Source organism: Bradyrhizobium erythrophlei (assembly GCF_900142985.1).
Taxonomy (GTDB): Bacteria; Pseudomonadota; Alphaproteobacteria; order Rhizobiales; family Xanthobacteraceae; genus Bradyrhizobium; species Bradyrhizobium erythrophlei_B.
Genome location: NZ_LT670849.1, coordinates 6497130 through 6519396, shown reverse-complemented (window position 1 = coordinate 6519396; position 22267 = coordinate 6497130). Strand labels below are relative to the sequence as shown.

Here is a 22267-nt window from a genome sequence, read left to right as displayed (position 1 = left end):
CCGTCGCCCAACCAGCCAGCGATATTTCGATGATCAGTCAAACCGCACGCGCCGCCGTTTCGCAACCGCAAATCCTTCTGCGCGAAAATGTCGGCGACATCGCCGTCCTCACGCTCAACCGGCCGGAATCCCGCAACAGCCTCTCGGAGGGTTTGATTGCGGCGCTCGATGCGGCATTGCGCGAAATTCGCGACGATAGAGCCGTGCGCGCCGTGGTGATCACCGCCACCGGCAGCGCCTTTTCGGCCGGCCACGACATGAAGGAATTGACTGCCCGGCGCGGCGATCCCGATCGCGGAAGAGCCTATTTCGCCGAGATGATGACCAAATGCAGCACCATGATGCAGGCGATCGTGCATCTACCGAAGCCTGTGGTCGCCGCAGTTCAGGGGATTGCAACTGCCGCCGGATGCCAACTGGTTGCGACCTGCGATCTTGCCGTCGCCTCCGAGGCGGCAAGCTTTGCAACCCCCGGCGTTGATATCGGACTGTTCTGCTCGACGCCGATGGTAGCTCTCTCGCGCAACATCCCCCGCAAGCAGGCGATGGAAATGCTGTTGACCGGCGAGCCCATTTCGGCGACGACCGCGCGCGACATTGGTCTTGTCAATCGGGTCGTGCCAGCGGGCAGCGAACGGAACGAGGCCATTGCGCTTGCGCAAAAGGTCGCGCGCAAATCCGCCTACACGGTCAAGATCGGCAAGGCGGCATTCTACCGTCAGGCCGAGATGAATCTCGCCGATGCCTACGCTTACGCGGCGGAAGTGATGACCGAGAATATGATGGCACGCGACGCCGAGGAAGGGATCGGCGCCTTTATCGAGAAGCGCGAGCCGAAATGGCAGGATAAATGAACCACGACAATTACGATGACACTTACATTCGCGCGATTCTCAATGGCGTGAAATCAATCGCCATGGTCGGCGCTTCTCCGGTGAACGTGCGGCCGAGTTACTTCGCTTTCAAATATCTGGCGCAGCGCGGCTATGACATGATTCCGGTCAATCCCGGCCATGTCGGCAAGAGCTTGCTCGGAAAGCCCTTTGTCGCTTCGCTGCTCGATATCGATCGGCCGGTGGACATGATCGACATCTTTCGCAACTCGAGCAACATCATGCCGGCGGTCGATGAAGCGCTGAAGATGACGCCGCTGCCCAAGGTAATCTGGATGCAGCTTGGCGCGCGCGACGACGCAGCCGCGGAAAAGGCCGAAGCCGCCGGCATGAAAGTCGTGATGAACCGTTGCCCGAAAATCGAGTACGGCCGGTTGTCTTCCGAGATATCCTGGATGGGCGTGAATTCGCGCACCCTGAGTTCCAAGCGTGCACCGATACCCACGCAGGGCATGCGGCTTTCGCTCGGGCGTACCAGCCTTGGCGGCGGAGCGACGGCGGCATCTGATCGGGCGGCGAAAAACAGAACCGATCCGTCCTGAGGCCCGCGCGAAACATTTTTTCTGCGACGCCATACCATGGAGCACGGCTATAGCGAATGATGCATGATCCGTCTTGCCGCCTTGACGGCTGGTGCGGGTGACGCGATTGTCCTGCGATAGGATGACGCGCGACGGCGACCCTCGACCTATACCTCGCTTTTTGATTTTCCGTGTGACGGCTTTCGTACGTCAGCATCACGAGATCGACACAAAGGAGCCAGAATGACCGACCGTAACCCCGGCTTTTCGACCCTTGCCGTGCATGCGGGCGCGCAACCTGATCCGACGACCGGTGCGCGGGCCACGCCGATCTATCAAACCACGTCTTTCGTGTTCAACGATGCCGACCATGCGGCTTCGTTGTTCGGTTTGCAGGCGTTCGGCAATATCTACACCCGCATCGGCAATCCGACCCAGGCGGTACTGGAAGAACGCGTCGCCGCGCTTGAAGGCGGCACGGCGGCACTGGCGGTTGCGTCGGGCCACGCGGCGCAGGTCGTGACGTTCCAGATGCTGCTCAAGCCCGGCGACGAATTCATCGCCGCGCGCAAACTCTACGGCGGCTCGATCAACCAGTTCACCCATTCCTTCAAGAGCTTTGGCTGGAACGTGGCGTGGGCCGATTCGGACGATATCGGAAGCTTCGAACGCGCGGTGACGCCGCATACCAAGGCGATCTTCATCGAGTCGATAGCCAATCCCGGCGGCACGGTCACCGACATTGAAGCGATCGCGGCCATTGCCCGCAAGGCCGGCGTTCCCCTGATCGTCGACAACACGCTGGCGACGCCCTACCTGATCCGCCCGATCGATCACGGCGCCGACATTGTCGTGCACTCCCTGACCAAATTTCTCGGCGGCCATGGCAACTCGATCGGCGGTATCATCGTCGATGCCGGCACCTTCGATTGGTCGAAGGACAACAAATACCCGATGCTGAGCGAACCGCGGCCCGAATATCACGGCATCAAGATCCAGGAGACGTTCGGCAACTTCGCATTTGCGATCGCTTGCCGCGTGCTGGGCTTGCGCGATCTGGGACCTGCGATCTCGCCGTTCAATTCGTTCCTGATCCTGACCGGCATCGAGACGTTGCCGCTGCGGATGCAAAAGCATTGCGAGAACGCCAGGGCAATCGCCGAGTGGCTTTTGGCACATCCGGCTGTTGCGGCCGTCAACTATGCCGGGTTGAACGGCGATAAGTACAACAACCTCGCGCGCAAATACGCGCCCAAGGGCGCAGGTGCGGTATTCACTTTCAGCCTCAAGGGCGGTTATGACGCCGGCGTCGATCTGGTCTCGCGGCTGAAACTGTTCTCGCACCTTGCCAATGTCGGCGACACGCGCTCGCTGGTGATTCATCCGGCCTCGACCACCCATAGCCAGCTCGACGACGACGCCAAGGTCAAATCCGGCGCAGCTCCCGACGTGGTGCGGCTGTCGATCGGCATCGAAGACAAGGAAGACCTGATCGCCGACCTCGATCAGGCGTTGCGGCGTGAGGGTTAGAAGTTATCGCTCGTTAACACTCGTTCCGTTCAAAGGTGCTTGAATCATCGCAGGATGATTCGGAGCGGAACCATGTTGCGCTGGATGTTTCTGTTGACGGCTGCGGTGCTCACGTTGAGCCGGGCGATTGCCGCCGACATGCCGTCAACGCGTGTCCCTGTCTACGGCAAGGCGCCAGTCCAGCGCGGCGAGGTCAAGGAAGATTCCGATCTTCTCTTCACGCCGTCGGAGGCTTTTCCCATCGTCAAGCTGCCACCGCATACGCCGGTCCTGTTGGGATCGGCGACGCTGCCGGGCTATTACGGCTCGACGCATTCCTACGACTATCAGGGTCCGTATTACGGCGGCCCGAATATCAACTACCGCTTCCAGCTACCCTATGCCTGCGGTGTAGTCGGCTACTGCTAGTGGGCACTAACGAGCCAACGTAGCGGGCTGACCGATCTTACGCTCCACGGGCCGACGCTCCGTCCGCGTCAAACGCTCCGCCTGAACCACCGCCAGCGTCAGCACAACGATCGCAACCGCCTGATGCGTGAGTGCGAGATCCATCGGCACCTGATTGAGCAGTGTGAGGATGCCGAGCGTCGCCTGCAAAGAGACGGCGCCCAGGAGCCACAATGCGCCGCCGATCGTCGCGCGGCCAGTGCGCGAGCGAACCGCATCGATAGCGTGCAGGAAAGCCAGCACGAATAGCGTGTACGCCACCATGCGATGCTCGAACTGCACGGTCAGCGTATTTTCGAACAGGTTCCGCCACCACGGTGTATCGAAGAACAGCCGCGCGGCCGAGGGAATGAAACCGCCATCGATATCCGGCCAGGTGTTGTAGATCTTGCCGGCGCGAAGCCCCGCCACCAGCGCGCCGAGATAGAGCTGCACGAAGGTCAACGCCAGCAAGACGACCGCGCTGATCTTCAGACGTAACGATGCAGTCGATGGCGCGGCTTCGGCAAGCCGGCGCAGCGTCCAGACGATGCTTGCAAAAATCAGAAGCGCCAGCACGAGATGCGTCGCGAGGCGATATTGAGAGACTTCGACCCGTTCCGAAAGCCCGGACGCAACCATCCACCACCCGACCGCACCTTGCAGCGCGCCGAGCGCGAAAATTCCCCACAATCGACGCTTCAGCTCGCCGCCGAAGGCACCACGCCACAGGAACCAGAGGAACGGCAGCAAATAGGCCATGCCGATCACGCGTCCGAGCAGCCGGTGACTCCACTCCCACCAAAAAATCGTCTTGAACTCGCCGAGCGACATGCCGGCATTCATTTGGCGGTACTGCGGAATGGTCTTGTAGGCCTCGAAGGCGCGCGTCCATTCCATTTCATTGAGCGGCGGCAAGGCACCCGTCACCGGCTTCCACTCCACGATCGACAATCCCGATTCCGTGAGCCGGGTGGCGCCACCGACCAGCACCATCACCGCGATCAACGCGGCAACCGCGATCAGCCAGATGCGAACTGGCCGGATATCCGGAGTTTGGGAAGCAGAAATAACGGCCATTGCGCCAGACTTGATCCAACTTTCATCGAGCTTATAGTCCGCCGCCTGCCGCGCGAAAAGCGCGAAAATCAACGATAGGCGACCCGTTCCGTCATGAAGATACGCACCCGCAAACTGCTCGGAACCATCGCCTTGCTGCTATTGGCCGCGGTGTGGTCGTTGACGGGCATGGCGGTTGCGCAGATGCCGTGGCTGGCGAGTTCCGGCCTCTTGCAGGCCGTCTTCTATGTCGTCGCCGGCCTCGGCTGGGTGTTGCCGGCGATGCCGATCGTGAGCTGGATGTCGCGGCCGGACCCGGCTTGATTTGTTCTAGACGGACCCGGCCCCAGCCAGCACCACGCGCATGGCCCGCAGCGAGCGCAGCTTTCCGTCCCAAGTAATCCGGGGCAGCGCCAGCAGCGGAGTGTGCCCCGCCGGCTCAATCACCCCGGGAATCGTCGAGACCGCGCTGACGAAACCGGCCTCCTCCACCATTGCCATATGCTTGCGCTGCCAGGTTTTCCGCTCCCCAAAGGGATAGGCGAAGTGCTTGGCGTCACGACGCAGCGCGGCCTCCATGACCGCCTTTCCCATCGTCATTTCCCGCAGCGCAGCTGCATCTTTCATATTCGACAGAACCGGAAAGTTGACGGTTGCGCCACCAATCGTCGCACGCGGATCGGCCGCCAGCGCCGCAAGATCGCGCCAGTCGAGCGAGGCTTTCCGCGACAGCGCCGCAAGATCGACCGCATAGCGCGTGCAGAGATCCTTGATCGCTGCGGACAAGTCCGCCGGCTCGAGCGCACGCATCCAGCCCGATAGAAAATCGAAGAGTTGATGTTTTTCGGCCACCGTCGAAATGTTGAAGTGCATCTCGCTGCGGCCCATCATCAGGCTGATGCGCCGCTCCTTCGCGATCACCTGCTCGAGCGCCAGCCACCAGGCTTCGCCAATTCCGTCGGGAAACGCGGTCGGCAAATAGACGGTGAAAGGAACCCGGTGCCGGGACAACACCGGATAGGCGGACGCGACGAGGTCCTTGTACATGCCGTCGAATGTCAGGCAAACGAACCGCCGCCGTGAGGCCAGCGTGACGGCCCTGCGGCAAACCTCGTCGATCGAAACGATGTCGTATTTCCAACGCTTCAACGCGCGGATCGTACGGTCGAGGAAACCAGGCGTGACTTCATTCGAGAGCCGCGGCTGAAATCGTCCAGCCTGGCGCTGACGAATGCGCTCAAACCGCAGAATGACGCCAGCGCCCCGCCGTTTCAACCACGCATGACCGCTGAAATAGGCAAGTTCCAGTTTGAGGCTTGTCAGAAGGGCGGCAGCAGATGACAACGTCTCGTCTTTCAGCGCGTGTTTCAGACAGGGATCGCGGACCTCGCAAAAGTACACGCGTGAGCCGAGTTTGCCCTTGCCTCAACGCGATGTCATTACTCTTTGTTGACATTTCTTTGCAAAGGTCGGCCGACTCAAAAAGTTAAGTTTTGCCTTACACGGATCTTTGCGGACGGATATTGTGATGACCATGGCTGCCGCGATTGAAAGCCGCAAGGCAGGTACGCCGGCATGGTCACAATCGAGCCGTATCGCCGCTATCGACATCTTCACCGACATTGACAGCAGTGAGACGGTCTGGCGAAGCCTCGAGAGTCATCACCACATTTCCACGCCATATCAGAGGCTGGATTTCCTGCGCCCCTGGCAGACGCTGGTCGGGATACGTGAAGGCCTGAGCCCTCTCATTGTCGTTGCCTACGACCGCGACCGTGCGCCATTGTTGCTGCTCCCCCTCGTGATCAAACAGAGCCGCGGCCTCCGCAGCGCACATTTCATGGGCGGCAAGCATGCCACCTTCAATATGGCCTTGTGGAACCGCGATTTTGCAACGGTCGCATCCCGCGCCGATCTCAATGTTCTTTTCGCCTCACTCCGCGAGCGCGCTGGCGTCGATGTGCTCGCATTCGAGCAGCAACCGCTCAAGTGGCGCGAACTAGAAAACCCTTTTGCCTTGCTGCCGCATCAGGCCTCACCCAATGACTGCCCCATGATGACGTTCGCGCCGGGCGCGTCCGACGCAGCGCGCATCAGCAATTCGCTGCGCCGCCGCCTGAAGGGAAAAGAACGCAAGCTGAAAGCATTGCCCGGCTATCGCTATCAGGTCGCGGCCGACGACGCCGGCATCGAGCGGCTGCTGGACGCGTTCTTCCGGATCAAGCCGCAGCGAATGGCGGAGCAAAAGCTGCCAAACGTGTTTGCCGACCCCGGCGTCGAGGATTTCATTCGCGGCACATGTATGGCGCCGCGAGCAGACGGCGGCCGTGTGATCGAAATTCACGCCCTGGAATGCGACGGCGACGTGATCGCATTGTTTGCCGGCGTTGCCGACGGCTACCGTTTCTCGATGATGTTCAACACTTACACACTGTCGGCGAGCTCGCGCTACAGCCCCGGGCTGATCCTGATCCGCGACATCGTCGACCATTACGCTGAGCGCGGCTATCGCGCGCTCGATCTCGGAATTGGTTCGGACGATTACAAGAAGCTGTTTTGCAAGGCGAATGAATCCATCTTCGATTGCTTCATTCCGCTGAGCCCGCGCGGCACCGTGGTAGCCGCGGTCATGTCAGCCGCCAATCGGGCCAAACGCCTTGTCAAACGTAGTCCGAGGCTATCGTATCTCGCGCAACGCCTGCGCTACGCGCTTCACTGAGACTCTGAGAAAGAACTAGGCCGCCACGACGCGCGGCGCGGGCTCGACCGCGTCCGATGGCAGGACCGGCTTGCTCAGCATCGTGACGACGCTGAACCCTACCGCCCTGAGTTCCTCGCACATCAGTTCGCGCGCATCCGAAGCCATCGAGGCATCCGGCACCACCACCGCGCGTGCCTGTGCCGTCAAAAGCTCGGCTGGCAAGTCTGAGGCGCTGCCTGCATCGAGCAGGACGTGATCATAGACCTTCAGCAACGCATCGATGGCAAGGCCAAGTCGCGGCGATTGCAAAAGGGCGCGATCGGAGCCGGGCCGTCCGGCACTGACAAGATGCACCCGCGACAGGCGATCCTTGGTAATGATCTGGGTAAACGACGCTTCGCCGTGCATCAATTCCGCCAATCCCGGCGCATTGGGATCCGCCGACACCGCCGCGAAGGTCGGCGAGGCTCCCGCCAGATCGACCACAATCACCCTTGCCTTGCGAGCGGCCAGTCGCGCGATGGTCAGCGCGGTAAGCGTAATGCTTCCGCTCGAGGCGGTGCCGAGGATCGTAACCTTGCGAGCTGCCCCCGCTGCCGCAAGCAGCGTTTCGGCGAGTTGCTCGACTTCGCCCAACTCGGGTTCGATCTCGGGTGCGAGCGGCACCGCAACGGGATGCACGGAAGGCTCTTCGGCGGCAGCGAACTTCGGTTCAACGGGCGCGACAACGACGCTTGTCATTGCCGATGCGCGCATCGGCGCCGGAGCCGACACGAACGCGGCCGTCGCGCGCGGGATTGTCATGCGCAGCAGCTCGCCGGTGACGATCAATCCGGTCGACAACATCAGTGTCGCCAGCGTCGCAATCAGCACGATCGGAAGCTTCTTGGGATAGGCTGGCGTGTTGGATACGCTGGCGCGGGAAATGATCCGGCCGTCTGCTGGTGCCGCGTCGATATTTTCACGGGTGGTCGCCTCGCGGTACTTGGCCAAATAGGATTCAAGCAGATCGCGCTGCGCCTTGGCTTCGCGCTCGAGCGCGCGGAGCTGCACGTCCTGGCCATTGGTCGAGCTCGCCTGCTTCTTCACCTGCTCAAGACTGGCGCTCGCGTCCTCGACCCGGCCGCCTGCAATCCGCGCATCATTGTCCAGAGAGCGCGAGATCTTGCTGGCTTCGTCGCGTATTTGCCGGTCGAGATCGGCAAGCTGGGCCTTGATCTCCTTGATCCTCGGATGATTGTCGAGCAACGTCGACGATTGTTCGGCCAGTTGCGCGCGCAGCGTCACGCGCTGTTCGCTCAAGCGGCGGATCAACTCCGAATTCAAAACCTCGGAGGCTTCGATCGGCCTGCCGGTTTGCAGCATTTCCCGAATCAGGCGCGCTTTGGACTCGGCGTCGGACTTCAGTGCGCGCGCGTTATTCAACTGGGTGTTCAGCTCGCCCATCTGCTGGTTGGAGAGCGTGGTGTTGTTGGTGCCGACAAAGAGGCTCGACTTGGAGCGGAAATCCTCGACGCGTGCTTCGGCCTCCGCCACCTTCTTGCGCAGGCTTTCGATTTCGCCGGCCAGCCACTGCCCGGCCGACCTCGCCTGCTCGCGTCGGGCGCCCTGCTGAAACACCAGATAACCGTCGGCGATCGAATTGGCGACCTGCGCCGCGAGATCGGGGTCGCGCGACTGAAATTCGATGACGACGACGCGCGATTTGTCGACCGCATAGGCGGTGAAGCGTTCGTAATAGGCGTCCAGCACCCGTTCTTCCGGCGTCAGCGAGATCGGATCGCGGCCAATCCCGATCAAGGCGAGCAGCGATTTCAGCGGAGAAAAGCCCCGCAGTACCGGATCGAATTCGGGGAGTTCGGCGAGCTTGTTCTTCTTGATTACCTCGCGCGCGAGATCCCGCGACAGCAAGAGCTGAACCTGGCTGGTAACGGCTTCCGCATCGAGCGAGTTACGATCGTCGTTCCGCTCGCCATTGGGACGCAGGAAGACGTTTTCCCGACCGTCGATGAGGATCCGCACCTCGGACTTGTATCGCGGAGTGATCAGATTCACCGCCGTAATCGAGAGCGCGGCTGCAAGCAACGTCGGCAGGATAATCCAGCTGCGCTTGCGCCCGATCGCCTGGCCGATCGCCAGAAAATCGAGTTCGCCGATTTGCGCGGACACCGGCCGCTCCGCGGCCGGCGTAATTTGGGGGGTGGCCACCTCGGCCGCCTCGGCCTCAGCCTTCCCCGAACGCCAGAACGCTAAACGCATCGCTCACTCCCCGCGGGACGCCACGACTCTACCCATGTGGCGCGATTACACTCAATTAAGGTTGCCGCTGGGTTAATTTGGCGTCTTTGACGCCTTTCGCAGGAATCGCGGACCCGCTGTCGTCATGTTTTGTTAACCATGAAAGCCCTTAATCGGAATCAAGAATTTGACGGTGGGTTTTTCGATGCGAGGCGTTCGCGCCCAAATTGCCGGTTTGATGGCCGCGCTTGCGCTTGCGGGCTGCATGCAGACGGGCCAGCAGGTCGCGATGGCGCCGCGCAACGACCTCGATACCCTCGCCTACGGCCAGACCGCGCAAACCTCTTATCCGGTTGCCTCAAGCGATTCCGGCGGCGCTGTCAGCGCTATTCGCGCCAACTATGCCACTTCGCCGCGCGCGACTTACGCATCGACAGCGGTCGCAAGCACGCCCGCCGTGGTCGCCAACGCCTATGCCGCGGCTCCCGTCGCGGCCACGCATGATGCGCCCTATCACCTCGATGCCGGCGACAAGCTCCGCGTCGTCGTCTACGGCCAGGAAGGCCTCACCAACACCTACGCCATCGATGCCGGCGGCGCGATCACCATGCCGTTGATCGGCGCGGTCGCCGCGCGCGGCAAAACGCCGGCGGGCCTCGCCGCCGACATTTCGGCCCGCTTGCGCAACGGCTATATCCGCGAGCCTTCGGTCGCGGTCGAAGTCGAAACCTACCGGCCGTTCTTCATCCTCGGCGAGGTCGCAGCCCCCGGGCAATATCCGTATGTGCCGAACATGAGCGTCGAAAGCGCGGTCGCGATTGCCGGCGGCTTCTCGCCCCGCGCCAAACGCGACAGCGTCACGCTGACCCACAACGCCGGCCGCGGTATCGTCCCGCTCGGCACCGCCATCAGCCCCGGCGATACCATCCTCGTCGGCGAACGCTGGTTCTAGCGCATGTCGGAGATAGCCAACCGGCCCCTTCGCATAGTCCACGCGGTGCGCGCGCCAGTCGGCGGAATCATCCGCCACATCCTCGATCTCGCCAATGGCCAGATCAATGCCGGTCACCACGTCGGCATTATCGCCGACAGCCTGACCGGCGGCGAGCGCGCCAACGCGGCTTTCGCCGAGATCGCGCCACGGCTCAAGCTCGGCGTCCGGCGTCTCGCGATCCATCGCGAGCCTCATCTCGCCGACGCCCTGGTCTGGGCGCGCTTCATGTACCTGGTCGCGCGGCTGAAGCCTGACGTGGTGCATGGGCACGGCGCCAAGGCCGGCGCATTCATCCGCATGCGCGGCCGATCAAAGCGCTTCATCCGCGTCTACACCCCGCATGGCGGCTCGTTGCACTACCCGTTGAACACCTGGCGAGGCGCCTTCTATAGCCGGCTGGAACGCGCGCTCATGGACAACACCGAGCTCTTTCTGTTTGAAAGCGCGTTCGCCCGCGACACCTATCAGCGCACAATCGGCATACCGGCGACGGGACTGGTGCGTTGCGTCTTCAACGGCGTCACCGCCGAGGAGTTCGATGCCGTAACGCTGGCACCAGACGCTACCGACGTCGCCTACGTCGGCGAATTCAGGCACATCAAGGGCGCCGACCTCCTGATCGATGCGGTGGCACGGCTGCGCGCCGATGGCCGGCCTGTGACGCTGACGCTCGGTGGTGATGGCGAAGAGCTCAACACCCTGAAAGCGCAGGTCGCAAAATTCGGCCTCAACGAAGCGGTGCGATTCATCGGCCACGTCAAGGCGCGCCTCGGTTTCTCGAAAGGAAAACTTCTCGTCGTTCCTTCGCGTGGCGATTCGATGCCTTATGTCGTGATCGAGGCTGCCGCCGCCGGAATTCCCATGATCGCGGCCAATGTCGGCGGCATCCCCGAAATCTTCGGGCCGCATCGGGAGGCGCTGTTTGCGCCGAATTCCGCCGGCGCAATGGCGGATGCGATCGAAGCCGCGCTCGACGATACGGCAGCCGCCACCGAGCGCGCCAAGACGCTTCGCGAACGTATCTTCATGCACTTTTCGCAAAAGGCGATGGTGCAGGGCGTTCTTGCAAGCTACGGCGAAGCCTTTGCCCGGCGTTAACCATTCCTTACGCCGATAACCGTTTCTTGCGATTTCTCATCTAATCCGAAGACTTGGGATTTAGGCGCAGCACGCGCCCGCTTATTATATGCATTGCGACCAGAATGGGTTGAACGACAGTGGAACCGGTTAATGCACGCTCGATGTTGAATGCCGCCGCCGCGGCCTCGGTAGCCGCAGGCGCTCCGCCGCTCGAACGCCGACGCCGGCTTTCGCAGGCCGCGCTCGTCGTCGCCAGTCAGAAGGTACGCCGCGCCTATTCGCCGATCGTGATCGCAGGCGTCGTGCGCCTCGCGGATTTTATCTCGCTGAGCTTCATCGGAATCGTACTCTATCTGGGTTACGTCGCACCGCTCTCCGGTTTTCACTGGGAATACATTGGCGCCATCCTGATGATGACGCTTGCGGCCGTGATCTGTTTCCAGGCCGCCGACATCTACGACGTCCAGATATTCCGCGGCCAGCTTCGCCAGATGACGCGAATGATCTCATCGTGGGCGTTCGTCTTCCTGCTGTTCATCAGCGTTTCCTTCTTTGCCAAGCTCGGTGGCGAGATTTCGCGGCTCTGGCTTTCGGCGTTCTTCTTCGTCGGCCTTGCGGTACTAATCTCGTCGCGCCTGCTGCTGCGCTGGCTGGTCCGCTATTGGGCCCGCCAGGGCCGGCTCGACCGGCGCACCATCGTCGTCGGCTCCGACGAAAACGGCGAGATGCTGATCAAAACACTCGATGGGCAAGTCGATTCCGATATCGACGTGCTCGGCGTATTCGACGACCGCAACGACAATCGTGCGCTCGACACCTGCGCCGGCAAATCGAAACTCGGCAAGATCGACGACATCGTCGAATTCGCCCGGCGTACCCGCATCGATCTTGTGCTGTTCGCCCTTCCCATTTCAGCGGAAACTCGCATTCTCGAAATGCTGAAGAAGCTGTGGGTGCTCCCGGTCGATATCCGATTGTCGGCACATACCAACAAGCTCCGCTTCCGTCCCCGCTCCTATTCGTACATCGGCAAAGTGCCGACGCTGGACGTGTTCGAGGCGCCGATCACCGACTGGGATCTGGTGATGAAGTGGATGTTCGACCACTTCGTTGGCGCGATCGTGCTTGTGCTCGCCGCGCCGGTGATGGCGCTGGTTGCGCTGGCGGTCAAACTCGACAGTCCGGGCCCCGTGCTGTTCCGTCAGAAGCGTTTCGGTTTCAACAACGAACGCATCGACGTCTTCAAGTTCCGTTCGCTCTATCATGATCAGGCCGACCCGCTGGCCTCCAAGGTCGTCACCAAGAACGACAAACGTGTCACCCGTGTTGGCCGCTTCATCCGCAAGACCAGCCTCGACGAATTGCCGCAACTCTTCAACGTGGTGTTCAAGAGCAATCTTTCGCTGGTCGGGCCCCGTCCGCATGCGGTGCAAGGCAAGTTGCAGAACCAGCTGTTCGACGAGGCGGTCGACGGCTATTTCGCGCGCCACCGTGTCAAGCCCGGCATCACCGGCTGGGCGCAGATCAACGGCTGGCGCGGCGAGATCGACAACGAGGAAAAGATCCAGAAGCGCGTCGAGTTCGACCTGTATTACATCGAGAACTGGTCGGTGCTGTTCGACCTCGTCATTCTGTTCAAGACGCCTTTGGCTCTGCTGACGAAGAACGACAACGCCTATTGATGCGGCGCCCTCTGCGCGTGAGTTGCGTGAGTTTGAGTATCTGACATGTCGATGGCGTACACGGCGCTCGCCGGGCCTCCTGCCGCACTAACGGCACCGCCGCGCCTATTGTCGTTCCAGCGCGCGCTGGTGTGGCTGGTTGGCGCTTCCGGCGCCATCGTGTTCATCGAACCGAGCCCCTACGAGATCATGACGCTCGGCGCGGCGGTGCTGTTCTGCGCCACCGGCTTGCGCCTGCGGCTCGTGCTGGCGCCACTGCTTCTTCTGCTTGTTCTGATCAATATCGGCTACAGCATCGGCGCCATTCCATTCTACGACAAGCCGGAGGTCGCAAGCTGGATTGCCACGTCCTGGTACATGGCAATTACCGTGATGTTCTTCGCCATGGTGATCTCGGAAGACACGCTGGCGCGCCTCGACATGCTTCGCCGCGGCCTCGTCGTCGGCGCGATGATCGCATCCGTTTCGGCCATTGCGGGTTACCTCAATCTCGTCCCCGGCGGGCACGACCTGCTCACGCTCTACGGACGCGCCCGTGGCACGTTCAAGGATCCGAACGTGATCGGCGCCTTTCTGATTCTGCCGGCCCTGTTTGCCTTGCAGAGCGTCGTTTCCGACCATTTTGCCAAGGCGCTCCGCAACGGCGTCGCCTTCACCATCATGGCGCTGGCGATTCTGCTCGCGTTCTCGCGTGCCGCCTGGGGCGGACTTGCGATCACTGCGGCCTTCATGCTCGCCATGATGATCATGACGAGCCGCAGCCACGCGCAGCGTTCACGGATCGTGACGACTTCGCTTCTCGCAGCCATTTTGCTGGTGCTGCTGATCGCCGCGCTTCTGTCATTCGATTCCATCGCCGACATGTTCAAGCAGCGCGCAAGCTTCGACCAAAGCTACGACGAGGGCCGCTTCGGCCGGTTCGGCCGCCATATTCTCGGCGCCGAGATGGCGCTCGACCTTCCGTTCGGCATCGGCCCGCTGCAATTCCACAGCTACTTTCCGGAAGACACCCATAACTCCTACCTCAACGCCTTCATGTCGGGCGGCTGGCTCTCCGGCATCTGCTATCCGGCCTTGATCGCGGTGACGATGGTGATGGGATTTCGGCACGTGCTGACACCGGTGCCATGGCAGCGCCTGTATCTGGCGATCTTTGCGGCGTTTCTCGGCACCGCCGGCGAGGCCTTCGTGATCGACACCGACCACTGGCGTCACTTCTGGATGATGCTCGGCACGATGTGGGGCATGTTCGCCGCGGCGCAGGCCTATAAAGCCCGATCCAATCGTGGCGTCAGCGCCGCTGGGGTTTCCTGACCTCGGCGCGCTTTCCCTTCGGCAGCTCCTTCATCATCGCCCTGAGCTGATTGGTCGCCTCCAGGATCGAGTGGTAGGCCTCGGTCGCATAGCGCAGCAGCAACTTCAATTCAGCATCCGTATAACCGTCCGACAGCTTCTCCATTGCGCGCTGCATGAGCACGTAGAAGCGTCCGATTTCGGCCAGCCGTTCCGGGACCGGCGCGATGAAGACCTTGCGACGGTCACTGTCGTCGCGCTCCCGCCGCACAAATCCTGCCTTTTCCATCCGGTCGACCACGCCGGTGATAGCACCCGTCGTCAGCCCGGTGAGTTCTGCGAGTCGGCCGGCGGTCATCCGGCCCTCCATGTTGAGGAAGTCCATGCAATCCATGTCGGAACTGGAAATTCCGGCATGTTCCGCCACGGCCTGCGCAAACAACGTCCCCTGTGCGGAGGATTTCCGCATCGCGGTTTCGAGTTCCTGTAGCAACGCGGCGCGCGCTTTCGTCCTTGACAAGGCTGGTCTCTTATCTTAGTCGGTATGTATCTTAGATACTAAGATAATTAGTATCCGTGACTTCTTAGCTCGCCGCAACGACAGGAGCAAGCCATGGTTACCCGTTCCCCAAAAGCCCTCATCATCGGAGCCGGCATTGCCGGCCCTGCCGCCGCGATTCTTCTCAAGCGGGCCGGCTTCAATGTCGAATTGTTCGAGGCATGGCCCTACTCGGCCGGCATCGGCGGCGGCTTGCAGATCGCCCCCAACGGCATGCGCGTGCTGGCCGAGATCGGGCTCGCTGACGATATGATCGCCACCGGCTCGATCTCGGAATCCTTTGACTTCTATTCGAAGTCGGGCAGAAAGCTCGGCTCGGTCAACCGGAGCATGCAGCAGCGCTTCGGCATGCCAGCGGTGAATATGCGCCGCTCGGACCTGCTCGAAACGCTCATCAACAGGGCCTGGTGCGAGAACGTCGAACTGCGCTTCGAAAAGCGGCTGGCGCGCATCGAGGATCGCGCCGACCGGCCCATCGTCGCGCATTTCAGCGATGGCAGCAGCAGCGAAGGCGATTTTCTGATCGGTGCGGATGGCGTGCACTCGATGGTGCGCCAGCACGTGCTGCCCGATGGACCACGCCCGTTCGATACCGGATTGATTAGTTTTGGCGGATTCATTCCGAGATCGCTGATCGAAGGCGGCGCAATGGGACAGGGGATCGAAGCTACTTTCGGACAAAGCGGCTTCTTCGGATACGGCTTTTGCAGCCCCGACCCGCATTGCGGCGCGATGTGGTGGAGCACGCAGCCTTCCCGCGGTCTCGATGCAGCGGCCCATCGCTCCATGGACCAGGAGACCATTCGGCGACATCTGCTCGATTTTCATGCCGGATGGCGCGATCCCATACCGCGTATTCTGCATGATGCCGAAGGCATTCTCGTCACTGACACGCTCGATGTCGCTACCCTGCCGGTTTGGTCGCGCGGGCGGACGCTCCTGATCGGCGATGCCGCGCACGCGACAAGCCCGCATGCGGGCCAGGGTGCTTCGCTGGCGCTCGAGGATGCGATGCGGCTTTGCCGCCTGATGCAGGAACGGCGGGACCTTGGGGAAACCTTCAGGGCCTTCGAAGAGGAAAGGCGCACGCGCGTGGAGCATATCGTCGCGATCGCCCGGCGCAATGGCAACAGCAAGCGCGAGTTCAGCGCGACAGGCGCCTGGATCCGTGACCGGATGTTCAGCGCGCTGATACCATTCGCTTCGCGTGGAATGGACTTTATGTTTGCCTATGATGCGACGCGCGAAGTCACGCCTCGACCTGAAACGTCAGGCCTGCGTGATCGACAAGCCGCTTGATCAGTCTGTGTTGCATGGCCGCGCCCGGTGTCCAGATTCCCGCTGGAACGTCGGGCGTGTCCCGCAGCAGGCAGATCGCGCATTCTGAAATCATCTTGGACGTCGACCCGTAGCCCGGATCGCGATCGCCCTTGACCGACGTACGGACCTGACGGCCGTCCGGGGAAATTCCGACGAACAGCAGATCGTAATAGCCGCTCTCCCGCTCTTCCTTCGAAGGGCCCTCGCCCGGCTTGGGGACCGCAGCCCCCGAGGCCAGATTGTTGTTGGCCGCCATGATGCGCTTGGCCCTGGCCTCGCCCTCCTCGCCCGGTCCGGCGATCTGCATCTCGTCGTAGACGAAGTCTTGCCCATAGGGGAAACCCAGGAGCGCATTGGAGCGATGGACATTGCGCGTGTTGATGTTCGCCATGAAGAATGGCGTCAACCAGGTCTGCAAATCCTCGTCATAGACCGGCCTGTTGCCGGGCGGTTGCTTCGGCCCGCTAAATCCCGGCGTCAAAGCGAAGGGATCGCGCACCAGCGTCAGCAGGCTCGGATCTTTCGCCGCAGCGTCAAATATGGCCTTGCCGCTCGCCGCCGTGCCGCCGGAGAACGTGCCCTTCATGGCTCGAATGCGTCCCTTGACCCGGGTAACAGGCGCGCCGAATGCTTTCTTCGCGGCCTCCTCGCAGGTGAAAACGCCGAGTTCGAAAGGCAGGGAATCGTACCCGCACGAAAACACGATGCGTGCACCGCTCCGCTCTGCGGTCGCCTGATGGGCGTCGATCATCCGCCGCATCCACGGCACCTCGCCGCAAAGATCGAAATAGTCGGTGCCCGAGGACGCGCAAGCCGCTATCAGTTCGTTGCCGTAGAGCAGGTACGGACCGACCGTGGTCACGACCGACCTGGTCTGATCGACCATCGCCTTGATCGAGCCGGGATCGCTGGCGTCGGCGACGATTAGCGGTGTGTCGGCGGGCGCTCCGATGGCGTCGCGCACCTTGGCAAGCTTGTCCATGCTCCGCCCGGCCATCGCCCATTTCAATCGCGCGTCGCCACGGTAATGCGCGGCCAGATATTCGGCGACGAGCTGACCGGTGAATCCGGTCGCGCCATACACCACGATGTCGAACTTGGGCGAAGATGTCATTTGAATTCCCTGAACTTGAAAACGCGTCTTACTTCTTGCCGTAGGAAACGCCCATGCCGGCACGAACGTCGCTCTGGATACCATAGGGCGCGATCGGATAGCGCAAGCCGTTCTTCGCCAGTTGTTTCATGCCAACGATCGCCTTGGCGAGATCGGAAGGCTTGAGCGCCATCAGCATTTCCTCGTCCGGCACGCCGCCATAGCGGCGCTCGGCGAAACACGGCAACGACAGCGACGGCTCGCCGGTCTTGATCGCCCGCCCCCAGGAATCAGCGCACGCCGTCTCGCCGACGACGCTCCATTCGAACTTCTTGTAGCCGGTATATTGCAGCCCGTTGATCAGGATGATCATCTGCCCCGGCGTCGCATAAACGAGGCAGATATCCGGCGGATCGAGCCGGCCGCTCGCGAGCGGACTGACCGCCATCGCCTGGTAGTGGCCGAAAGGAACGACGTCGAGCGCTTCCTGGCGCTTGCGCGCATCTTCGGCTGTGCCGTGCCACACCCCGACATAATTTGCTCCCGCACGCCACGTCTCGTCCTGCGGTCCCAATCCGATCACGGCGCGGCACTGCGCGCCCGCAAGATCGTCACCTGTGATGCCGACCGTCCAGCCGAGCCGCGAGGCCATGCTTACGATCTGGTCGGTGGTGTGGATTGCGCTCGGCCGCCTGATTTTCGGGATCGCTGCCATCTCCTCGACGGTGGCAAACATTTTCAGGCCGATCACCGTTGTCTTGAGCCGAAGCAGGTTATTGAGCTCCGCGACCATGCTGACGGGATCAAACGTTTCCGACGATGTCTGTTGTTGCATGGCGCTTGCTCCCGGATTGGCGTTCTTGTTAGCCGCAATACTGGTGTGGCACTGTGACGTTCCTTTCAGTTTCGCGGCGATCACTTCAAAGGAACGTCAGAGTCAAAGCCATACCAGCATCATATATTTGCTAGTGTCCGTTTGGTTCTGACATTCGTAAAAGTGCCCGCGGCTAAAAGATACGAATGTCGGAACCCGGACACTAGCCTGATTGTCGCGTGCTTGCGACCATTGGGGCTTCGCTACTTCTGGCTCGGTCCCGGCAGGAGATCGTCGATCTTCCCGGTCAGCCGGTAGGCGAGAAGACCAATCCATTCGCGCATGGCGATGTCGGTACGGTCCAGACCGTTGGTCGAAACCGACGAAAACTGGAAAACGTCGGATCGGCTGGTGCGCCGATCGACCGGATAGGCCTCAACCTCAAATCCCGCCTTGCGGAACAGGCCGATCGAGCGCGGCATGTGGTAGGCCGATGTCACCAGCAGCCAACGTTCGCCTGGCTTGGGCTTGGCTGTTCTTTTGACGAATTCGGCATTTTCCACCGTGTTGCGCGACAACCGCTCGGCCTCCAGCCGCTCCCTGGCAACACCGAGGTCTTCCAGCATGGACAGCCCATAGTCGGCCTCCTTGGCGGAATCATCGCCGACCAGGTTGGCGTTGCCGCCGGAAAAAACGACACGGGCCTTCGGATAGCGCCGGGCAAGCTCCGCCGTCGCAACCATCCGGTCGCCCGAACGGCCAAGAGCCGGTCTGCCAAGCGCCGCGGACAGATCGGGATCGATCGCCCCACCCAGCACAACAATGCCATCGGGCGCGCCGTGGGCCGGATCCCACGATGGAAACCGCTCTTCAAGCGGCAGCAGCAAGAGCCGTCCGAGCGGAGAAAATCCGCATAACGCCAAAAGCAGAACCGAAACCACCAGAAGCCAGCGGCCAGACCTGGCGTACCGGGTCGCCAGAAGAAGCGCACCCAGCATCCCGATGCCGATCAGAAAGTTCACCGGCATCAGCATGGTGCCCAGCGTTTTCGATAGTAAAAAAAACACGAGCTCCCCCAGAATCCACAATTTGCCGGCGATATCTCTGATACAGCGTCATACGCGACGTCCACTCCGTACAGAAGACCCGTCATGAAACATCATCACCTGCAAGCCAGCCCCGAAACCTGCCATTGGGGCTTCTTCGAAGCCAAATTGCGGCCCGTCCTTACGATCGAAAGTGGCGATGAGATCACCGTCGACACCATCAGCGGCGGGCCGGAGGTGGTGCCGGACCGCAGCCAATTTCACGTTCCGCCCGAACTTGATGAAGTTCATGCCAAAAGCGAACGGATGGTACCGGGCCATATCCTGACCGGACCGGTCGCCATCGCCGGCGCCGAGCCCGGCGACGTGCTTGAAGTCGATATCCTCGATATCCAGCTGCGCCAGGACTGGGGCTATAATCTTATCCGGCCGCTGGCGGGCACCTTGCCGGACGATTTCCATACGCCGAGGTTGATGAACATTCCGCTGGACAGAAAGCGGATGGTGGGCCGGATGCCGTGGGGGCTGGAACTGCCGCTTTCGCCGTTCTTCGGCGTGATGGGTGTGGCGCCGCCGCCCGCCTGGGGCCGCATCACTTCGCTGATCCCGCGTGCGATGGGCGGCAATCTCGACAACAAGGAGCTGACGCCGGGCGCCAAGCTCTATTTGCCGGTGTTCGTGCCGGGCGCCCTGTTTTCCTGCGGCGACGGCCACGGCGTTCAGGGCGACGGCGAAGTCTGCGTCACGGCCATCGAAACGGCGCTGCAGGGCCGTTTCAAATTGACGCTGCGCAAGGACCTGCGGCTCGACTACCCGCGCGCCGAGACGCCGACCCATTATATGACGATGGCCATGGATCCCGATCTCGACCAGTGCGTCGTCCGGGCGCTGCGTGACATGATCGTGCTGATCGGCGAAAAGCGAAACCTGTCGCGTGAGGATGCCTACACGTTGTGCAGCCTGGCGGCCGATCTGCGGGTCACGCAAACGGTCAACGGTTCCAAGGGTATTCATTGCATGATCGCCAAGGCAATTGTTCACGGATGAACACTTACGGAGGTGTTTGCGGCGTCCACACTTAAGTCATTGGATTCGCTTCCACGACCGCTTACCTTGATGTACGCCGAACGGACGATGACGTGCGCGAAGCGCGACCACTGGAGAAGGCTTGAGGATGGAGAGACGCCTGGCTGCCATCGTTTGCGCTGATGTCGCCGGCTACTCCCGCATGATGGGCGCTGACGAAGAAGGCACGCATGCGATCTTCAAGGCCCACCGCAGTGCGATCTACCCGATCATCCTCAATCACGGCGGCCGTCTGGTGAAGAACACCGGCGATGGATTTTTGCTCGAATACCCGAGCGTCGTTGGCGCGCTGCAATCGTCGATCGAGCTGCAGAACCTGATGGCTGAGCGCAACAGCCAGTTGCCCACAGATCGGCTCATGCAGTTTCGTCTCGGCGTCCACATGGGCGACGTCATGGCCGATGAGGACGAGGTTTTCGGCGACGGCGTCAACATCGCCGTCCGCCTGGAGTCTGTCGCAACTCCCGGAGGCGTCGCGGTTTCCGGCAAGGCCTACCAGGAAGCGAGCAAGCACATTCACGTTCCGCTGATCGATGCCGGCAGCCGCCGGTTCAAGAACATCGAGGAAGCGATCAGCGTATGGACCTGGGATCCGGCCAGAACCGCCACCGACGACCGCGATCTCCACAATAAAGCGAATCTCCCCGCACAGTACCGGACCGCCATCGTCGGCGTGCTGCCCTTCGTCAATCTCAGCGACCACGCCGAAGAGTATTTCTCCGACGGCCTGACCGAGGACCTCATCCACGCCTTGTCGCTGCAATCGTTCTTTCGGGTGCTGAGCCGAAACGCGACGTTCTCTTTCAAGGGCAAAGATCTCTCGACACGCCTGATCGCACGCGAAATCGACGCAACCTATCTGATCCAGGGTTCGGTGCGGCGCGCCGGCAACAAGATCCGGGTGACGGCGCAACTGATTTCCCCTGAAAGCGGCGAGCAATTGTGGGCCAACCGGTACGACAGCGATATCGGTGACCTCTTTGCGATGCAGGACGAACTCACCACGAATCTGTCGGCGGCGATCGCGCCTGAAATTTTCCGAGCCGAGGCGTCGGCCCCTGCCCGGCCGTCGGCCGACCCGACCGCGTGGGACCGGTTCCTGAAAGGTCTCTCCCACTACTACCGCCACACCAAAGCCGATTTCGAAACCTCGATCGACTTGTTCAGGCAGGCCACCGTTCTCGACCCTTCGCTTTCGATTGCACGCGCCTACCTCGCCACGATCATGGTGCAAGGCGTCCAATACGGATGGATCAAGAGCACCAAGGAACTGTGGACGGAGGCGATGAGCCTCGCCGAAAGCAGTGTCCGGCTCGATCCCCGCTCCTCCTTCGCCTTTGGCCTTCTGTCCTACATGCATGCGATGGAGGGAAACCACGACACGGCGATGGATGCCGCGAAAAGAGCGGTGAACCTCAACCCGTATGACATGGGCGCGCGCGGCATTCTCGGAATATGTCATTTCTCCGAAGGCGAGCATCAGCAGGCGATCGAGCTGTTTTCCACCGCCGTGCAGCGCGGCAACAGTGACCCCCGATACAAATGGACAGCGTTACTCGCCTTCGCCCACTATTTGTTGAAGCAATACGACGCGTCCCTGTCCTGGGCGCGGGAGGCCTTGTACCTCAATCCCAATCATCTCCAGGTGCTCTCGGTCAGGGCCGCAGCGCTCGCGCAGTCTGGTCGAAGGGAAGAAGCCGCAAAGGCGACCGCGGTCCTCTTGAACTGTTTCCCTTCCATGACAGTCGAACGACACTTGCGGAATTTCCGCTGGAAAAACCCCGCCGACATTGCCCACTACCGGGACGGGCTTTTGAAAGCGGGCGTTCCCTCCAACTAGATCAGCCTCGTTTATTCGGCGGAGATCGGGCCACGCGCCGCGCGTGTCCCGACAAATTGCGCCGCGCTAGTTGCCTGCGTAGAATTGACACT

The 22267-nt window shown here is 61.5% G+C and carries 20 protein-coding genes; 13 read left to right on the top strand and 7 right to left on the bottom strand.

The genetic code is table 11. The annotated features are described in order from the left end of the window. Positions 1 to 29 precede the first annotated feature (29 nt). The 4 genes from BUA38_RS31280 (at position 30) to BUA38_RS31265 (ending at position 3352) form a co-directional block, all read left to right on the top strand. Positions 30 to 854 carry an enoyl-CoA hydratase gene (locus BUA38_RS31280; protein WP_072824110.1) on the top strand — a complete coding sequence of 275 codons (825 nt, stop codon included), beginning with the start codon at positions 30 to 32 and terminating at the stop codon, positions 852 to 854. Continuing rightward, positions 851 to 1435, top strand: coding sequence for a CoA-binding protein (locus BUA38_RS31275; protein ID WP_072824108.1), 585 nt, complete (start codon positions 851 to 853; stop codon positions 1433 to 1435). Before BUA38_RS31280 ends, BUA38_RS31275 begins: the two co-directional genes overlap by 4 nt. Positions 1436 to 1657: 222 nt before the next feature. Beyond that, positions 1658 to 2944 carry an O-acetylhomoserine aminocarboxypropyltransferase gene (locus BUA38_RS31270; protein ID WP_072824106.1) on the top strand — a complete coding sequence of 429 codons (1287 nt, stop codon included), beginning with the start codon at positions 1658 to 1660 and terminating at the stop codon, positions 2942 to 2944. 72 nt (positions 2945 to 3016) lie between these two features. After that, entirely contained in the window at positions 3017 to 3352 is a 336-nt protein-coding gene (locus BUA38_RS31265) for a hypothetical protein (protein WP_072826582.1), read from the top strand. A gap of 6 nt (positions 3353 to 3358) precedes the next feature. Here BUA38_RS31265 and BUA38_RS31260 read toward each other — a convergent pair whose 3' ends face one another. Continuing rightward, complete coding sequence (locus tag BUA38_RS31260; RefSeq protein WP_072826581.1) at positions 3359 to 4450, bottom strand: COX15/CtaA family protein; 1092 nt, start codon at positions 4448 to 4450, stop codon at positions 3359 to 3361. Between the two features lie 93 nt (positions 4451 to 4543). Between BUA38_RS31260 and BUA38_RS31255 the strand changes: the two genes are divergently transcribed. Continuing rightward, positions 4544 to 4753 carry a DUF2842 domain-containing protein gene (locus tag BUA38_RS31255; protein WP_072824104.1) on the top strand — a complete coding sequence of 70 codons (210 nt, stop codon included), beginning with the start codon at positions 4544 to 4546 and terminating at the stop codon, positions 4751 to 4753. A 6-nt stretch (positions 4754 to 4759) separates the two neighbouring features. Here the strand turns inward: BUA38_RS31255 and BUA38_RS31250 are convergent, their stop codons facing one another. Then, positions 4760 to 5773 (bottom strand): polysaccharide deacetylase family protein, encoded by a 1014-nt coding sequence (locus BUA38_RS31250; RefSeq protein ID WP_244553110.1) that lies wholly within the window; start codon positions 5771 to 5773, stop codon positions 4760 to 4762. Positions 5774 to 5957: 184 nt separating this feature from the next. Between BUA38_RS31250 and BUA38_RS31245 the strand changes: the two genes are divergently transcribed. After that, entirely contained in the window at positions 5958 to 7148 is a 1191-nt protein-coding gene (locus BUA38_RS31245) for a GNAT family N-acetyltransferase (RefSeq protein ID WP_072824102.1), read from the top strand. A 15-nt stretch (positions 7149 to 7163) separates the two neighbouring features. Here BUA38_RS31245 and BUA38_RS31240 read toward each other — a convergent pair whose 3' ends face one another. Next, positions 7164 to 9389, bottom strand: a complete 2226-nt coding sequence (locus tag BUA38_RS31240; RefSeq protein ID WP_072824100.1) for a GumC family protein — start codon at positions 9387 to 9389, stop codon at positions 7164 to 7166. Between the two features lie 184 nt (positions 9390 to 9573). Between BUA38_RS31240 and BUA38_RS31235 the strand changes: the two genes are divergently transcribed. The 4 genes from BUA38_RS31235 (at position 9574) to BUA38_RS31220 (ending at position 14438) form a co-directional block, all read left to right on the top strand. After that, complete coding sequence (locus BUA38_RS31235; RefSeq protein WP_072824098.1) at positions 9574 to 10320, top strand: polysaccharide biosynthesis/export family protein; 747 nt, start codon at positions 9574 to 9576, stop codon at positions 10318 to 10320. Between the two features lie 3 nt (positions 10321 to 10323). Then, positions 10324 to 11460, top strand: coding sequence for a glycosyltransferase family 4 protein (locus tag BUA38_RS31230; protein WP_072824096.1), 1137 nt, complete (start codon positions 10324 to 10326; stop codon positions 11458 to 11460). Positions 11461 to 11579: 119 nt separating this feature from the next. After that, entirely contained in the window at positions 11580 to 13124 is a 1545-nt protein-coding gene (locus BUA38_RS31225; protein ID WP_072824094.1) for an undecaprenyl-phosphate glucose phosphotransferase, read from the top strand. A 51-nt stretch (positions 13125 to 13175) separates the two neighbouring features. Continuing rightward, positions 13176 to 14438 carry an O-antigen ligase family protein gene (locus BUA38_RS31220; protein WP_072826579.1) on the top strand — a complete coding sequence of 421 codons (1263 nt, stop codon included), beginning with the start codon at positions 13176 to 13178 and terminating at the stop codon, positions 14436 to 14438. Here the strand turns inward: BUA38_RS31220 and BUA38_RS31215 are convergent. Then, on the bottom strand, positions 14416 to 14937 hold the full coding sequence (locus tag BUA38_RS31215) for a MarR family winged helix-turn-helix transcriptional regulator (RefSeq protein WP_244553109.1): 522 nt from the start codon (positions 14935 to 14937) through the stop codon (positions 14416 to 14418). The genes BUA38_RS31220 and BUA38_RS31215 overlap by 23 nt on opposite strands. A gap of 93 nt (positions 14938 to 15030) precedes the next feature. Between BUA38_RS31215 and BUA38_RS31210 the strand changes: the two genes are divergently transcribed. Then, positions 15031 to 16275, top strand: a complete 1245-nt coding sequence (locus BUA38_RS31210; RefSeq protein ID WP_072824092.1) for an FAD-dependent oxidoreductase — start codon at positions 15031 to 15033, stop codon at positions 16273 to 16275. Here the strand turns inward: BUA38_RS31210 and BUA38_RS31205 are convergent. From BUA38_RS31205 to BUA38_RS31195, 3 genes are all read right to left on the bottom strand, one after another. Continuing rightward, the gene (locus BUA38_RS31205; protein WP_072824090.1) at positions 16226 to 17410 is read right to left on the bottom strand and encodes a saccharopine dehydrogenase family protein; all 1185 of its coding nucleotides are present in this window, start codon (positions 17408 to 17410) and stop codon (positions 16226 to 16228) included. The two genes, BUA38_RS31210 and BUA38_RS31205, sit on opposite strands and share 50 nt — an antisense overlap. 28 nt (positions 17411 to 17438) lie before the next feature. Continuing rightward, positions 17439 to 18224, bottom strand: a complete 786-nt coding sequence (locus BUA38_RS31200) for a DUF169 domain-containing protein (protein ID WP_072824088.1) — start codon at positions 18222 to 18224, stop codon at positions 17439 to 17441. Positions 18225 to 18466: 242 nt separating this feature from the next. Further along, positions 18467 to 19270, bottom strand: coding sequence for a YdcF family protein (locus BUA38_RS31195; RefSeq protein WP_083587846.1), 804 nt, complete (start codon positions 19268 to 19270; stop codon positions 18467 to 18469). An 84-nt stretch (positions 19271 to 19354) separates the two neighbouring features. Between BUA38_RS31195 and BUA38_RS31190 the strand changes: the two genes are divergently transcribed. Then, positions 19355 to 20296 carry an acetamidase/formamidase family protein gene (locus BUA38_RS31190; protein WP_072824086.1) on the top strand — a complete coding sequence of 314 codons (942 nt, stop codon included), beginning with the start codon at positions 19355 to 19357 and terminating at the stop codon, positions 20294 to 20296. Positions 20297 to 20423: 127 nt separating this feature from the next. Next, entirely contained in the window at positions 20424 to 22175 is a 1752-nt protein-coding gene (locus BUA38_RS31185) for an adenylate/guanylate cyclase domain-containing protein (protein WP_072824084.1), read from the top strand. Positions 22176 to 22267: the final 92 nt, after the last annotated feature.